The sequence below is a fragment of the Marinobacter sp. S6332 genome, from assembly GCF_023016045.1.
GTDB lineage: Bacteria > Pseudomonadota > Gammaproteobacteria > Pseudomonadales > Oleiphilaceae > Marinobacter.
In genome coordinates this window covers 170553-186624 of record NZ_JALKAP010000004.1, presented here as the reverse complement: position 1 = coordinate 186624, position 16072 = coordinate 170553, and the positions used below count along the sequence as shown (strand labels likewise).

General features: G+C 52.9%; 14 protein-coding genes. 3 read left to right on the top strand and 11 right to left on the bottom strand.

The window, feature by feature from the left end; translation table 11 throughout:
* Nucleotides 1-4 precede the first annotated feature (4 nt).
* A complete protein-coding gene (locus tag MWU62_RS07560) occupies nucleotides 5-904 on the bottom strand; it encodes a hypothetical protein (RefSeq protein ID WP_247114266.1) in 900 nt (299 codons plus the stop codon).
* A 282-nt stretch (nucleotides 905-1186) separates the two neighbouring features.
* Between MWU62_RS07560 and MWU62_RS07555 the strand changes: the two genes are divergently transcribed.
* Both MWU62_RS07555 and MWU62_RS07550 read left to right on the top strand, forming a co-directional pair.
* On the top strand, nucleotides 1187-2218 hold the full coding sequence (locus tag MWU62_RS07555; protein WP_247114265.1) for a response regulator: 1032 nt from the start codon (nucleotides 1187-1189) through the stop codon (nucleotides 2216-2218).
* A gap of 3 nt (nucleotides 2219-2221) precedes the next feature.
* The gene (locus MWU62_RS07550) at nucleotides 2222-3178 is read left to right on the top strand and encodes a sensor domain-containing diguanylate cyclase (protein WP_247114264.1); all 957 of its coding nucleotides are present in this window, start codon (nucleotides 2222-2224) and stop codon (nucleotides 3176-3178) included.
* A gap of 88 nt (nucleotides 3179-3266) precedes the next feature.
* Here MWU62_RS07550 and MWU62_RS07545 read toward each other — a convergent pair whose 3' ends face one another.
* The 6 genes from MWU62_RS07545 to MWU62_RS07520 all read right to left on the bottom strand — a co-directional run bounded on the left by MWU62_RS07545 (nucleotide 3267) and on the right by MWU62_RS07520 (nucleotide 9027).
* A complete protein-coding gene (locus MWU62_RS07545; protein ID WP_247114263.1) occupies nucleotides 3267-3635 on the bottom strand; it encodes a histone-like nucleoid-structuring protein, MvaT/MvaU family in 369 nt (122 codons plus the stop codon).
* 177 nt (nucleotides 3636-3812) lie between these two features.
* Entirely contained in the window at nucleotides 3813-4967 is a 1155-nt protein-coding gene (locus MWU62_RS07540) for a glycosyltransferase family 1 protein (protein WP_247114460.1), read from the bottom strand.
* A 5-nt stretch (nucleotides 4968-4972) separates the two neighbouring features.
* Nucleotides 4973-5863: a GDP-mannose 4,6-dehydratase gene (locus MWU62_RS07535; RefSeq protein WP_247114262.1), complete on the bottom strand. Its 891-nt coding sequence runs from the start codon at nucleotides 5861-5863 to the stop codon at nucleotides 4973-4975.
* Nucleotides 5864-5885: 22 nt separating this feature from the next.
* Entirely contained in the window at nucleotides 5886-6920 is a 1035-nt protein-coding gene (gmd, locus tag MWU62_RS07530; RefSeq protein ID WP_247114261.1) for a GDP-mannose 4,6-dehydratase, read from the bottom strand.
* 42 nt (nucleotides 6921-6962) lie between these two features.
* On the bottom strand, nucleotides 6963-8087 hold the full coding sequence (locus tag MWU62_RS07525) for a glycosyltransferase (RefSeq protein ID WP_247114459.1): 1125 nt from the start codon (nucleotides 8085-8087) through the stop codon (nucleotides 6963-6965).
* 241 nt (nucleotides 8088-8328) lie between these two features.
* Nucleotides 8329-9027 (bottom strand): Rpn family recombination-promoting nuclease/putative transposase, encoded by a 699-nt coding sequence (locus tag MWU62_RS07520; RefSeq protein ID WP_247114260.1) that lies wholly within the window; start codon nucleotides 9025-9027, stop codon nucleotides 8329-8331.
* A 68-nt stretch (nucleotides 9028-9095) separates the two neighbouring features.
* Between MWU62_RS07520 and MWU62_RS07515 the strand changes: the two genes are divergently transcribed.
* Complete coding sequence (locus MWU62_RS07515) at nucleotides 9096-9830, top strand: DUF3987 domain-containing protein (protein WP_247114259.1); 735 nt, start codon at nucleotides 9096-9098, stop codon at nucleotides 9828-9830.
* Nucleotides 9831-9837: 7 nt separating this feature from the next.
* On the opposite strand, the gene MWU62_RS18920 is transcribed toward MWU62_RS07515, so the two are convergent.
* The 4 genes from MWU62_RS18920 to MWU62_RS07500 form a co-directional block, all read right to left on the bottom strand.
* Nucleotides 9838-9969 carry a hypothetical protein gene (locus tag MWU62_RS18920; protein ID WP_281494827.1) on the bottom strand — a complete coding sequence of 44 codons (132 nt, stop codon included), beginning with the start codon at nucleotides 9967-9969 and terminating at the stop codon, nucleotides 9838-9840.
* 166 nt (nucleotides 9970-10135) lie between these two features.
* The gene (locus MWU62_RS07510; protein ID WP_247114258.1) at nucleotides 10136-10807 is read right to left on the bottom strand and encodes a hypothetical protein; all 672 of its coding nucleotides are present in this window, start codon (nucleotides 10805-10807) and stop codon (nucleotides 10136-10138) included.
* Nucleotide 10808: 1 nt separating this feature from the next.
* Entirely contained in the window at nucleotides 10809-11570 is a 762-nt protein-coding gene (locus tag MWU62_RS07505) for a SapC family protein (protein WP_247114257.1), read from the bottom strand.
* Between the two features lie 97 nt (nucleotides 11571-11667).
* Nucleotides 11668-15930 (bottom strand): DUF4214 domain-containing protein, encoded by a 4263-nt coding sequence (locus tag MWU62_RS07500; RefSeq protein WP_247114256.1) that lies wholly within the window; start codon nucleotides 15928-15930, stop codon nucleotides 11668-11670.
* Nucleotides 15931-16072 lie beyond the last annotated feature (142 nt).

The window sequence follows — 16072 nt, the reverse complement described above, 5'->3', positions numbered from 1 at the left end:
AAAATCAAAACAGCTTGGTACCCATATCTACCTGATGAGTGCGCAGGCGGTCAATACCGCCGCTGGTGAGGTTGGTAAGATCAACCGTCATATTCGTTGGCAGGTTAATGAATACACCCTTGCCCACGTCAATAACGTTTGCCCCATCAATGGATTGCCACTCCATATTATCGTCTCGTTGGAAGCCGATAAAAAAACCATCGGTGAATCCAATTGTACCGTCACCAGCACCTGTATCCTCACCCACCGTTATAGACCTGAGGTTGGTTAGCGGAGCGCAATTGGCCAAAGCACCATCAATATTACAACCCGCCGCTTGACCGGGACTGCTAGGCGCAAGACCGATGTGAGTGGCGCGCTTATTCGTCGCCACTCCACCAACACCGTCAAACAGCATGGCATCGTATACTTGGCCGAAATATTCTACCTTCATGCCAATGTTGCCACTAAAGCTAGTGGTATGGGATGAAACCGAACCACGGGCCTGTTCAAAGCCCATACGAAAACCGGCCAGCCCGGCACCATCTTCTGCCAGTTCGATATACGGCTTGCGAGCTTCAAAAGGTATGGCGTCACCCTCGTTGTAGGTTACGCCGTTAAATTGTTCACCATCAGCCCGGGCAATATGCCCAAGGGCTAAATGCTGGGCTGAAAAATCGGTACCGCCATCAATTTGGCCAATCTGAGCATCATCGATGTTTACACGGGTGTCTACATCCATACCTAGAGTCATGCGGGTATAGTCGTGATTTGTACCATTAATATTTTGAACTTTCATAAACGCCTGCCCTGTTACATCTCCCATCGTCGACTCGGAGATGGGTGTTAGTTCAGCTTTGGCAACAGGCGAAATACCTACGCAGAACGCAATGAGGGGGGCGTATCCATACGCGTAATGTCTCATAACACAGTCTCAAGTATAGAGTTTAACTACCAGCTTAAGTGGACCGCGGCGCACAAGAAGATTTTCTTGAAACTCTCACTTAATTTTATTTTCATTGACTACACTGACACTATAATTGAGGCAACTCGGACTATTGAGTGAGCTTAGTCACAAACCAGAATAACAAATTGTTACAGTATCCATTTCTGTCGAGTTGATTTTTAATGGTGTCGTTTATATGTACATATATTGCCCTAATGCTATAATTTCAGAACCAACTACCATTCCCGTTTGGCTACAAACATGACCACCCGCATACTTATCTGCGACGACTCCACACTTGCCAGAAAACAAATGGCCCGAGCCCTACCCTCCGGCCTTGCCGAAACGATCCTCTTCGCCAATGACGGCTTGGAAGCACTGGAGAAGCTGCGAGCGGGCGAGGCAGACCTGATGTTTCTGGACCTCAACATGCCAGAGATGGACGGCTATCAAGTATTGGAGCATGTACGGGCGGAAGACCTTCCGGTAATGACCATTGTGGTTTCCGGCGATATACAGCCTGAAGCGCGAGAACGGGTACGCAAGCTTGGTGCTATTGATTTCATAAAAAAGCCCACAGACATGGCGCTTGTTCTCAGCCTGCTGGCCGAGTACGGTTTCTATCGCCCCGGCGAGCTTGAAAACACCGCGCTAGAGGATAGTGAGCTCACGCCAGACGACCACTTCCCAACCCATGAAATATCAGTTTCTTTAAGCGATTATCTACAGGAAATCGCCAACGTTGCCATGGGTCGCTCTTCAGACTTACTCGCCCGGCTGTTGCGGGTGTTTGTTAAACAGCCCATTCCGAAAGTTGATTTTATTGCCAATTCCGAACTTCACATGGCCATTTCTGCAGCCAACGACAGCGAAACATACTCAGCCGTGTGCCAAGGCTTCACCGGAGCCGGTATCGCTGGCGAGGCGTTACTTCTGTTTGCAGATGCCAGCTTTCACGAAATGGCCGAACTGCTTCACTACGAAACCTTCGGGAACGAATCTGTCAACGTAGAAGTGTTGATGGACATGTCTAGCATTCTATTCGGAGCTTTCCTTAATGGTATCGGGGACCAATTGGATCTCAAACTGGGGCTAGGCCATCCGAGCGTACTTGGCCAGCACCGCCAGATTACGGAGCTACTTGAGCACCAAAATTCTCGTGATGAACAACTCCTGTGTATTGAAATCAGCTACGCTCTGGAGGATCGCAATATACAGTGCGATATGTTGGTGCTTCTCACAGAAGACTCAGTACCCTTTTTAGAAAACCGTCTTCAATATCTGGTGGACTAACCCATGGCCATAAACGAACTCGAAGCACAATCCTTCCACTGGTTGGTCGATATGCTTGAATCCGTTGAGGTGGGTCTAGTCGTGCTAGATCTCGAATTCAAAGTGCAAGCCTGGAACGGCTTCATGGAAAACCACAGCGGAATTACGGCTAGCAAGATTCGCAATCAGAGCATCTTTGAGGTTTTCCCCGATATACCGCAAGCCTGGCTGACCCGCAAAGTAGATGCCGTCGCACTACTCAACACCCGGGCATTCATCTCCTGGGAACAACGGCCCTTCCTGTTCCGGTTCCGCAGCACACGCCCCATTACCGGCACAGAAGACTACATGTTCCAGAACCTCACCATCAGCCCACTCGCTGGCAGTACCGGGCAGGTGGAGAAAATATGCATCATGGTTTACGACGTAACCGACATTGCCACCGGCAAACGGGCGCTGGAGCGGGCAAACGAACAGCTTGCCAAACTCAGCATGACCGACAGATTAACCGGCCTGCTAAATCGGGGCACTTGGGAAAACCTGGTGGATGCGGAGTTTGAACGCTTCCGGCGCTATGGCCATACAACCAGCCTTGTGATGTTTGATATCGACTTCTTTAAAAAAGTGAACGATAACCACGGCCACCTAGCCGGAGATGAAGTCATCAAACACACAGCAACAACGGCTAAAAGCAATTTAAGGCAGTCTGATAGCATTGGCCGTTATGGTGGAGAAGAGTTCGGTATTATATTACCGGAAACCGATGCCAAAGGAGCTCGCATTATATGTGAGCGAATACGGGAAAGTATCGAAAAAAGCGTGGTTCAAACCAGTGTCGCACCGATTAACTACACCGTAAGTGTGGGTATCTCGCAACTCACTGGCAGTGTAGAGAACCACATGAGTTGGATGCAGCAGGCAGATGAAGCCCTATACACAGCAAAGAAAAGCGGAAGAAACTGTGTTGTCGTATTTGAGTAACCTTTAAACCGTTCAACACTGCAAAAGCACCCACAAAAAAGGGCCGAATGACTATTAGTTCATCCGGCCCTTTTTAATTTCTAGCTTATCAGTCTTGCTGCCAGCTCTGTACCGCTTCCTTGCCGTGCTTTTGACGCCACTCATTCAGAACCTTATGGTTGCCACCGCGAGTTTGAACCTCTTCGCCGGTGTGCGGGTTCTTATAAGTTTTCAAAGGGCGCTTTGCACGTGTTCCGGTGCCGCTTTCAGCCTTCGCTCCAGCAATGGAGGGATCAATCGCTGCTAGAATCTGAAGCACATGCTTCGGAGACTTATCGTATTCAGCCATCAACTCACGAATGCTGTTCTCAAACGCCAGTTCACTTTTCAGAGCCTGATCTTGCTCCAGTTGGTTGATCTCGGCTGCAAGCTTTTCCATAAGCTGCTTCTTCTGGTAGTAGTCGTTAATTTTTGCCATGGAAATAAACCCTATTATTCAATGCGAGAGTACAGGAAAAACACCTTAGCGCAATAGAAAACTGGACAGTGTTTAACAGAGTACATATTAAAACCGGGATTATAATACACGCACAGCGGTTATTAATAAACACATATAAACATGACCATTACATTAGAATATGACCATTACATGAGTTTAGTGTTGCAGACTTCTATAAACACTTAGGGTTTTGCGGGCAGTTTCATCCCATGAGTAACGCACAGGCGATAGCCGCTGAGGCATAGAAGACAATGCTGCCTCCAGACTTTCAGCAAGGTTTTCCAAATCAGCGAGAAAGGCTTGATCCCCAGCCACCTCCGCCATGGCACCAAAACCCGAAGTAAGCACCGGTGTGCCGCAGGCACGGGCTTCCGCAATCGGTAGGCCAAAACCTTCATAAAAAGAGGGATAAGCAAACAGCCTAGCCCCCGACAATAGCCCCGCCAGATCACTGCGGGGCACGCGGCCTGTTAAAATCACATACCCGCCCCTGCTTCTTACCGGACCAATAAGCCGGTATAGCGCCTGACTACTCCAACCCTCGCCGCCAACCAGAACTAAAGGCAAATCTGCCTTAATACGTTTCGGCAATCTATCGTAGGCGCGGATCAAGCCCACCAAATTTTTCCGTGGCTCCAACGTAGCCACCGACAGGATATAGCCCTTGTAGTCGAGGCTATATCGCGCCAAAACCTCACTGGCTGCAACCCTACCTAACTCCCGTATAGTGCTATCTACGCCAAGATGTATAGGGACAATTTTACTCGCCACCGCCGGAAAAAAAGACGCTATCTCATCCTTAGTAAACTGGCTATCCGTTACTATCACATCAGCCCGTTCTAACGCTGCAGGGAGGCGTCGAGACAGAAACCGCACGCGACTGGCAGGGTGATACTGGGGGAAACGCTCATGGGAAAGATCATGCACCGTTAGAACTAGAGGGCCAGAAAACTGGAACGGAATAAAGTTAGGCTCGTGGTACACACAATGGCCAAAAGCCGAAGCCGCTCCCTGCGAGCGCCAATCGCGTAGCGCCTGCCGCAGCGGGTATGCACCCGGCAATGCCCGCAGCAAGGGTTTGCAGCGGCGCAGCGCCCTTGTCGTTATACCACCAGTACTTGAAAAAGCATCAGGCGCAGCGGGAACATCCTCTTCGTTCAAAACCTTATATAAACTGTTGCCCTGCAACAGTTGCCCGCGAAACACCCCAGCAACACCCTCTTTCTGCTCACGCAGAAGCTCACGGCAAAGGTGCTCTGTGTAATAGCCGATTCCTGTTCTGGGATGCTCAAGCGAATCCAGCCTGAGCATCACCTTCACAGTTCGCCCTCGCTATACATATCTTGAAGGGTTTGCGACATAGGAACGATGGGCGTATTGCCGATAACACCATGAAGTCGGCGGCTGTCACCCACTAAAAAAGGAATTTCATTAGCCCGCACAAAAAGAGGGTTTACCCTTACCTCGATTCGATAACCCGCTATCTCAGCCATCATATCCAGCACTTGTGAAATCGAATACGCTTGGCCCGAGCACAGATTAACCGGTGAAACCGACTTATCTGCCTCCAAAAGCTGAACATAATAACTGGCAACATCTCTTACATCAGAAAAGTCTCGGCTCACATCAAGATTACCCAGTTCAATCACCGATTCGCGACGAACGAAATGGCTGACAATTTTGGGGATCAAAAAGCGCTCGTTCTGCCCCGGCCCGGTGTAATTAAAAGGGCGCGTGATGGTAACCGGCAAATGCCCGAACTGCGCGCTTACCAAATGTTCCATAGAGAGCTTACTGGTACCGTAGTGATTAACCGGTGCTGGGCATAAACTCTCGTCTATTCGCTCTACCGCTGGGGTTCCGTACACATTGGCGCTGCTGGCCAAAATAATGCGGGAAGGCTTTGGATCAAGTTCATCCAACGCCTCCAAGAGGTTAAGCGTGCCAAGCGTGTTTACCCGGTAAAAATCCTCAGCAACACCGTGCCCAACAAACGATAAAGCCGCAAGATGAACAATGCCTTGGGGGCGCACATCACGGACAACCGAAGACAGCGATGATTTATCTTCTAGACTCGCCTTAACCACGCGTTCTCCATCAATGCCACTGGCACCCATGGAGTAAACGTCGTAACCGCGGTCCAGCAACAACCTCACAACATAACGACCCGTGAAGCCGCTCGCTCCGGTGACCAAAACCCGTTTCATACCGCCCCCTATTGCTGTTGCTTTAGAAAGAAAAGCCGCTTTCAACCCGATTAAGGTCCGCTTTTACCATCATGTTGCACAAGTCTTCTAGCGACGTTGTTGCCTGCCAGCCTAGCTGTTCTTTGGCCTTAGTCGCATCCCCAATCAGCAAGTCCACTTCCGCAGGGCGATAAAACTCAGGGTTAACCGATACCAACACACGGCCAGAAGCGCTATCTATACCTTGCTCGCCTTCGCCCTCGCCTTCCCAAGTAATATTCAGGCTCGCCGCGCGGGCCGCCATGGTGACAAAATCTCGCACGGTTTCAGTGCGGTTGGTCGCGAGCACAAAGGTATCCGGTTCTGGCGCCTGCAAAATACGCCACATCCCCTCGACATAATCTTTGGCATAACCCCAATCGCGTCTAGCGTCGAGGTTGCCCAACTCCAGCTTATCCAGGTTACCGGTTGCGATGCGCGCTATTCCATCAGTAATTTTGCGCGTAACAAACTCGCGCCCACGCAGCGGCGACTCGTGGTTAAACAGAATACCGCTGGAACCAAAAATACCGTGAGACTCGCGATAGTTTACCGTCATCCAATGGGCATAGAGCTTGGCGACACCGTATGGGCTGCGGGGATAGAAGGGCGTAGACTCAGTTTGCGGCATCGCCTGAACCTTTCCGAACATCTCAGACGTAGACGCCTGATAAAAACGGATAGCCGGGTTAACAATGCGAATAGCTTCGAGCAGGTTAACAGCTCCAATACCGGTAATTTCGCCTGTGGTTATCGGCTGATCAAACGACACCCCCACAAAGCTCTGCGCGGCCAGATTGTATACTTCCTCAACGCCTGTGCTTTGCAGTAGGCGAATAGCGCCACCCAAATCTGTTAGATCGAATTCAACCAAATGCAATGCGGGGTGAGTGTCGATACCCAATTCTTGTAAACGCCAGAAATTGACCGAACTGGTGCGACGATAGGCGCCGTAAACCTGATACCCTTTGTTTAACAACAGCTCAGCCAGATAGGCTCCATCCTGACCGGTGACGCCTGTGATCAGTGCTTTCTTCATGTGATAACTCCACTCACTTAGTGTTCAAGACAGTAAAAACAGTCAGCCGAGAACCGGCTGTTTTTGCGTTGCTAAACGCTGATAAATATCGAAATAGGCGCGGCCTACCTGTTCGCCAGAAAACACACGTTCCAGACGTTCACGTCCTGCACGGCCCATTTGTTCGGCCTTCAGCGGCTGTTCAGCCAGCGTTTGCATTGCCTGAGCAAGTGCCGCCGCATCGTTGGGAGGCACAACCAGGCCGGTTTTTCCGGCCAGGTTCACAAACGTGGTTCCAGTGCCAATATCGCAGCTGATAAGCGGTTTGGAGTGCAACTGGCCCTCTAGCAAGGTGACACCAAAGGCTTCTGAGCGCACGCAAGATGGAAACACAATGGCTGAACATTGCTCGAACAGCGCTTGCTTCTCATCATCGGTAACAAAACCGGCAAACTTTACGTTGGTAAGGCCCAGTGCCTGCGCCTGGGCTTTTAGTCTTGCCTCTTCCGGCCCATGCCCGGCAATTACCACCGGCAGATCGCAGCGCGCGGCCGCCTCCAGCAAGGTGTCCAGCCCCTTGTAATAACGAAGCACTCCCACAAATAGAAAAAAATCCGTGCCGTACTGCTCTAACATCCGCGCCCGAACTTCCTCTTTTGGTGGCTCGTAGGTGTCTGGACTGAGTCCTAACGGAATCACTGAGCACTTCTCACCCAACTCTCGCAGAACGGGGCTAGAGGCTTGGTAATTTGGTGAGGTGGCGACAATGGAATCCACCCGAGAGAAAAACAGCGACCGCAACGGCCGATACAGATGCTCCAATAAGCGCTGGCGCACAATATCCGAATGGTAGGTTAACACCACGGGCTTACGCACACCCGAAAGCAGGTGCACCAAGTCAGCAAAGGGCCAAGGATAATGAATATGAATTACATCGGCCCATTCCGCATGCTCACGATACAGCCGAAACAACTCATAGCCCATAGAGCAGGACGCCGGCGCCCACTGAAGTGGGGCCTGTATAACCTGCGCCTCGGGCCGCTGGATTTCTGCGACACGTTTTGTACGGGCGAGCGTAAGCACCCGGTGTTGAGCACCAAAAGCTCCAGAGGCAATACAAATCTGCCTTATGGCCTCTTCAACTCCGCCGTGGGATTCGGGCAGATAAGTGCGGTAAAACTGCAGCACGTTCAATGTAGATTCTCCGAGCCCCGTGCAACATGGGCCACTTAAAAATGTGCACAAAAGCCAATTAGCTTATCACACTGGTAATGCACAGTTATGACCTACCTATTAGGGATAAGTAACTTTACGGAGGGCTTAGCGGCAAACAGCAGGAAAACTCAGTCATCCGAAGAACGCTGCTAGAAGCACAAAGGGCAGCCACCAGAGCTGCCCTTTTTTGTCATTGGTCAAAAAAAGCTTTGAATCAGTGTGTTACCTGCGAGCGCAAATTGCTAACTTCATCCAGTGTGAGGCCACTCACCTCCGCAATCAGTCGGTCATCCATTTCCGTGCGGCTGATCAGATTACGGGCAATTTGCTCAGCCTTTATGTGCCCACCTTCCAGCCGACCTTCCTGCAGTCCCTCCAACCGCTCTTTCTTAACCAAATTATCCAGATTCTCTGCCAACATATCTCTGTCCTCCGTTAAACTCTCAAGCTTCTCTAACTGAAGCTCTGCGCCCAGCCTACTCAAATGGCGCTTGATCCAGCGGGTGATGATGCGATCTATCCGTTCCTTATTAGGACCCGTCTCGATAATCCCAACCACTCTATCCACGGCCTGCTGCAAAGCTTCCCAGCTATGGCCTGCGTTCTCGATGCCAAACACGCCACTCAGAGGTGTGTGGTGATGGCTCAATTGTTCATCCGTGAAGTGCCCTTCGTCAATCAGATAATAGCGAAGGTGGGGCTGGTACGCCCGCAAAAACTCTGGGGGCTCCGGCTGCACCATGTCGTAAATATCTTGTCGGGCTGACCACCGTTGGGAGCCGTTATACAAAACCACCGGAAAGATCGGCGGTAAGCCCTGCCGTGCAGTGGCCGTCCGGTTCTTCAACAAGTGATCGTAAAAACAAGCCACGTACAGCTCTTTATAGCCGGTGTCGTGGTGGTTGCTGGCCATGAATACCCTGTCCTGTTTTGATCACACATTGTACCACATTCGGTGTTGTCAAGTATTTTCCTCACGCGTTGACTCGTACCGCCGTAAAAAGCATCAAAAACCAAAGCTCCATTCTTAACAAAGGGTTTAGCGGTGAAAAAACCAGCAAACATCTGGCTACGCGAGGTGATGAAAGCTACAACATTCCCATAACCGCTATTGTTTTTGGTCAACCCTACATCATGGAGAAAGCGTTTGGCGGGGACAATAACCGAATGCGTGGAACCGGCACCGTCTCGCGAAGCCTTTTTACCTACCCTCTTTCGGCTATTGGCAATCAGCATGGCGCGCTCGGAAGAACCCTCTTTGACGACGACATCGTTCAGCCACACATTAATGCCCCATATACAGAAAAACGATATTGCCAATGGGCCACAGAAATACTGAATCAAAACGTCACGCTTTTTGAATCTGGAGGTAGCCGCCGCCGACTCAAGCTTTCAAGGGATGCCTTAGATATGTGGTATCGAGGGCGGGCAGAACTTGACATTGAGCTACGCTCGGGTGGCCGCTATGCTGATTTTCCAGACCATGGGAAGCGCTTACCGGAGCAGTGGTTAAGGGTCGCACTGGTGATCCATGGGTACAACCAACCCGAGCATGAAGAAATTTCTGTCGAAACGCTCAGGCTAGCGATCCAGCTCGTTCACAGCTTCTCGGTTGAATTTCAAAATCTGTTTCGCCCCATCTCCACAGAGGAAAGGGATGCCATGAAGCTGCTCAAATGGAGCTTGATTCAGCAATACACGAAGCCAGAATGCTAAACCACCGTTAGCACCGGCTGAAAAAGCACACAGCATTTACCGCAGCCACCAGATCCTTCTGGGTCATGGGCTCGAACATCAGGTGCTCGTAAGCTTCGAGCTCTTGGAGCAGGCGGGCGGTGTTGGTGGGTGCGGGCACGATATATTCCTGCGTTTTTTTGGGTGGGGCTGGCTTTGATGTTCGTGGGGTCTGACCCTCGCGGCCACACCTGTATTCATGGCCTGTTTCAATCAGGAGCCCTGATTCATGGAAGTATCATAGCACCCACACCCGGCAGCGGAATGAGCGCCCGGCTCCCCTTACTTCAATGCGACGCCGCCCGCGCAGGCGGGTTTCCAGTGCTGGTGTTCGCCCAGGGCAAATCCACCGGCAGGTGCCAGTTGGCTTTGGTGGCGTGGGTGATCAATAGCTGCAGTACCTGATGCACGTGGGTGGCTTCCAGCGACAGGGCCAGTACGGGCCTCTGGTGGCCGTTTTTTAGCATGGCCTCGGGCATGGGCAGGCCCCGGAAGGCCAGGTGCAGGCGGTCACTGGCCTGTTGGCAGGTCAGTTCGGTGGCCAGAAACAACCGGTTGGCCCTGGATGGCTCGGTGTCGGCTGTGTTCGGGGCCGTGGTTGGCGGGCTATCCGTGGCGCTGGCCGTGGTGCCGGCCTCTGCCTGTGACTCCGGCGCCTGTTCCGCTGTGTGGCGGGCCTCGGTTTCCTGCCGGTGCTGTTCCACCGCCTGCTGGTGGGTGAGCTGCAGCACTTCCTGCCAGTAACGGGCCGGGGTCTGGTCCAGGCCGGTGAGGCCGGGCAGGCGGTTGAGCATCTGCTTGAGCATCAGCAGCACCATGCGGCGGGTCAGCAGCAGGGTGGTGTGGCCCTGCTCTTTTAGCTCGGTGGTCAGTACCAGGCGGTCTTCCACGGGGTTGAAACCGATGGAGAACTGGTGGGCGACCGGGTAGCTGGTTTGATGGTTGCCGGCGTTGGCCATGTCAGAAGTTAAAACTCAAATCGTCGTCATCTTCGCCGAACAGGTCTTCCAGATCCACATCCTCCTTGCTATTGGAATCCCACTTCTGATGGAGCTGCGAGCGCAGCGTAAGCTGGTCGATCTGGGCCATGGAGTACACTTGAGCGTAAGCCAACTGTATCGGAGCACCCCGCAAACCGGCAAACACGCGATCCTCGAGGTTGTTAAGCGCTTGCTCATCAATGCCTTTCAAGCCTCGAAGTTGCTTGTGGCCCTCTCCGACGGGCACCACCAGGTTCCAGTCCGTCAGAACACCGGCCTGTTCCAGCCTTTTGGTTGCCTGCAAAGTGAGTTCGTGATTGTGCACGCGCTGACCCAAAAATGTCAGCATTTCGGCCACCGACTCCGACGGCTCGCCATTTTCAAACAACGGTACGTCGCCCTCGCCAAGGTGCTCCGAAGCGATCGCCAGGGTTTTATCTTTACCCTGCCCCTTCGCCAGATTGAACGGAAAGCCTCGCAACGATGCGGGTACGTATTTGGCCAGCCAGCGACCGTCCCGGTGCAGATACAGGTTCTGGCCCTTTTCTACACCCAGCACCGCCATCGGGGACAGCCCTTCCTCCGTCTTCACGAATCCAATGACATAATGCGGGAGCACTTTGGCCAGCTCCGCCACCAGTACGGGCACGAGCATTTGACCTTCAGCGTGTTGATAGCCCTCTCGGGCCTTGTAGGTTTGCCCGGCATGCGTCGTCCGGGATAACGCGATCCACTCGGTCATCGTGTGTCTCCTGTCAGAAATAAAAAACCCCCGGCCGGAGCCGGGGGTTCTTTGCGTTAACCTACCCGGAGGCAGGCATCCTTCTCAGAGAGAGGGATTAGGCAATCTCAAGAACTGCAGTGCCATTAGCAGTTACATCAGACACGCCGGTCAGAGTAACTTCAACGGTAGCAGTGCCATCGAAGTAAGTCAGCACACCGGTGTCCGTAGCAAGCTGCCACTCACCAGTAGCATCTACAGTGCCAGTATCAGTGCCACCGTCTACGGTGCCGATTGTATTATCGCTCGTGTCAGAATCGGTAGCGGTAGCGAATGTGGCAGTGCCTGTTGCGTCGATAGCATCAAGCGCAGCCAGACCATTCAGCGTTGCGCTGTCACCGTTAGCCAGACCAGACACGTCGAACGTGTCAACGGCGTCAGTGGCTGTCAGTGCGTCGGCATTGGCAACACCACCGACTGTCAGCGCGTCTTGAGCGTCTTCATTGGCCACTTTGGACAGCTGAGCAGTACTGATGATTGCATCAGTAACATCCGCCAAACCGAAGTCCAGGGTGTCAACAGAGGCATTCAGGGTAGTCAGATCACCTGTGGTGCCTGCAATTTGTGCAGTCACGTCCAAGGACGCACCCATGGTGCCAACAGCTGTGTTGACATCAGCAACTTCGCCAGTCGCTACAGACACGAAGTTGATCGCACCTTCACCGTTGTAGACATCTGCGCCAGCACCAACGATGTCAGCAGCTTCGGCAGTGAGGCTACCGGAAGCCGTTACCAGAACGTTGTCACCAGCGGTGATGCCAGTAACGTCTGTCACAGCTGTGTCGATCACAACGTCTGCAGTAGCATAGTCTTCGATGCTTTCAGCAATGGCTGCTTCGGCTGCGACAGCTTCGGGAGTGCCAGCGAAATCAGCTGCGTCCAGATCGTCCAGGTCAGAGAAGGCTTTAGCCAGCTGGAAGCTGCCCTTCTCGGCCACTTCGAAGGTCACGTCACCATTCTGAGCGACAGAGGCGATGCGTACTACATACACAATCGCTTCGTCCTTGTTGGCAACGTTAGCACCAAGAGTGCCGTCTTCGTTGATCTCCTGGTCTTTGGCAACCAGCAGAACAGAGGTCATGCCAACATCGTCCTGATCGTAAGCTGTACCCTGGTTGTTCTCTTCCAGAGCCGCCTTCACTTGGTCCTGAGTCAGGCCGTAGAAGTTGCCCGGCTTGTTGGTACCGATGTCGGCCCACAGAGCACTCAGGTCCTGAATGGCAATGGTGTTGTGGTAACCGAAGTTGCCAGCACCACCAACAGCCGTGCCCACGTTACCGATGAAGTCGTACTGAACCGACTTATCAACCACTTTGTCTTCTGCGTTAGCAGAGGTACCACGGCCGTTCGCAGCAGCGTCCAGGTAGCTGGTGAAGTCCAGCACGTCGCGGGAAGTACCGCCAAGGGTGTCAGTGTTGAAGTTCACAATGGTGTCGTGACCAAAGTTGCCTTCGAATACCACAGTATCGAAGCCGCCAACTGTGTTGGAACTCAGAACAATCACGTCGTCCCCAGCGCCGGCATTGACTACGTTTTGAGTCAGAGCGCCAGAGTTGAAGCCTGCATTGTCCTGGTGAGCACCGTCGGTCAGGTAGGCATCGCCGTTCAGGCCACCCACAATGCCATCAATGGTGTTCAGTACATCGCCTTCAGCGTTCAGTCCGTTGAAGGGGTTGCCTGGGTTGATGGAGTTAGAACCGTCGCCCCAAGTGGAGTTCACGTAGGTTTCCCACGCGTCCTGCAGCTCGGTATTGCTCACGGTTGACTGGGCATCGTAGTCGTCAGAAACCAGTTCTTCGTTGGTGCCATCGGTCATGCGCGGTGCCAGGAAGCTGATATTGAAATCAGAGCCATCGGCAGCCAGTACACGGTCAACCAGGGACTCGATTACCAGGCCCTCGTTACGGGTATCTTCGTAAGTCAGCAGCTTCGCCAGCTCGTTGTCATTGTCGATCGCAGACTTGATGGCGTCATTGATCTGACGGGCGGTAGTGCGGAAGTTGCTGCTGTCGATCTCGATCCAGTCAGACTCCACGCCCAAGAACTCAACCTTGACCTTGGTCTTGAACATGTTGTAGGCAGTGTTGCCATCACCTACCAGGCTGTTAGCCCACTGGTCAGGGTTAACACCGGATACCGCCGGGTCACCGTTGAGCAGGAACTTGGCGAAGTCGCCGGAATTATCCGTGCGAATCCAGTCGTTACCAGAGCCGGTGGTAATATCAGCCACACCATAACCCTGTGTGACGACAGTATCTGCGCCACCGCCAGTGCTCACGTTGACGTTACCCAGGTTCAGGTGATCGTTGAACTGAGACGCGGTGCCGTTTGACCCGATCCCGAGCTGGCCAGCCGTGTCGATGTGGATGGTGTCGTTACCACCTGCTGTGGTGACGTTCAGGGAGAAGTTGGCGTCAGACGCCAGGTTGCCCTGAGACGTGCCGATGGTGAGATCAGGATCAATTTCACCTTCGATGTCGATGTACATAGTCGCATTGGTATCACTGGTGTTGTAGTAGTGATCTTCTGCGTCCAGCAGGTCGACACCGTCTGACGCCGGAGTACCCAGTACCAGATTGGCACCTTCAAATCCGGTGGCATTGAACGTCTGAACGTCTTCCAAGTTGTTGATGCGCAGGCTGCCATCGGCACCGGTGGAGGTCAGCTCGATTTCCTGCAGATCACGAGTACCCTGGGCTTCCGCCAGGCCACCAACGTTCAGGGAGTTGATGGCAGAGGAGCGGTCAACCACCAGGTTGATTTTCTCAACGCCTTCGTTGGAGTTGGACGCACCACCGATGCTTACGTCACCAATGGTAGAACCGCGACCGGCATTGTCCAGAATCAGGTTGGACTCGATCAGGTTGCCAACGATCTCCGGCTCTTCTTCGGAGAAGCGGCCGTACAGGGTAAATTCGGTGGTGTTACCTTCCTGTACAAACTGGGTGCCTTCCAGAGTGCGACCGTTTTCGTCGCGGATCACGATGCTGTCACCGATTTGCGCGGTGGAGCTACCGTCTTCCAGCAGGGCAACGAACGGAGCAGTGTTGAAGCCGTTTTCTTCCAGGCTTACTTCCAGGCCTTCCAGTGATTCATCTTCAGCCGCAGCGGCTGCGATGGCATTCTGGATGGCGGCGAACAGCTCGGCGTAGGTCTTGGCCGCGTCGATCTCTTCGGAAGTGATTTCCTTCTGCACACCGTCGACGGTGAAACGGAAACCGTTCACGTTCAGCTGGCCCAGGGGCGCGTCGGGCTGGAAGGGGTTGTCTTCGGTACCCAGGTCCATCAGGTTGATGCGCAGTTGGGAACCGGTTGCCGCCGGGGCCTGAGCCACCAGAGCTTCAGTATCGAACTGAGCGTGGAAGTCAGAGCTGTGCTCCGCATCCTTGATACCAAAGGTGATGTCCTTGGTGATGGCCAGCTTGTCGCCACGGATGTTGATGTTCTCGATAGTCAGGTCGTCGCTGCTGAAGTCGGACCAGAACTCTTCGACGTCTTCCATGCGGGTGGCGTCGAGGGTCACGTTTTCCAGAGACTCAATGTAGACTTCTTCAACGCTGTTGGTAATCGGACGCGGTGCATTGTTACCACCGATATCAACTTCGTTGTCAAAAATCATGGTCGCTTCAATGGTGTCGCGACCAGTTCCACCGTCGATGCGGTCGCCAGTGGACAGGGCGTTGGAAATCGCACCATCCTGGTTCTGACCAACCAGACCAACAAAGGTGTCGTCGTCGGCAGTACCAGTTACAACGTCGCGACCTTCAGTGAGCATGAAGCTTTCGCCAGGAACTGAAGGATCAGTCGGCTCGGAAGGCTCCTGATCAAGTGCGTCAGTCGCAGACTTGGAAGCGTCGACAGAGGCAGAATCACCATCAACATCTTCAACTGCCGCACGTGCATCGTCACGGAACTCTTCGCCAGTAGCACCAGCATTGTCGGTGTAGTACTGAGCAGCTTCGACTTTGTTAGCCAACACCTGAGCATCGGCTGTACCAGCACCGTTAATTAGAGCCAGAACTAGCTGATCAGCATTTACACTAGCGCCATCGCCATTAACCCAGTATTCGAGGCCGGTAGCGTCCGGAGTCTTCTCGAAAAGATTCTCATACAGCGCTGTCACGATCTCTGTACGGGTTTTGCCAGAGTCGAAGATAGCCTGACCTTCGGGCTGCTCGTTGACGGCATTAGAACGCACTTCCTCAATGGTCATTGCACCGGATTCGATTTCACCAACCCAGTAGTCCAGACCTTCTTTATCCGCAGCGCGACCTAGAAGGCCCACGTAAATCTGCTGAACCTGTTCTTTAACAGTTGCCATAACTATTCATTCTCCATTAGTTAAGTCGAATCGACCAATTTCAGGCTTGGCATTAGCCAATGGCATCCGTCGATGCCTGCCTGACATGCATCTTCTTCTTAGGTCGCCCAAAGAAGCCAGTACATCTCAGATACAGTTTTAA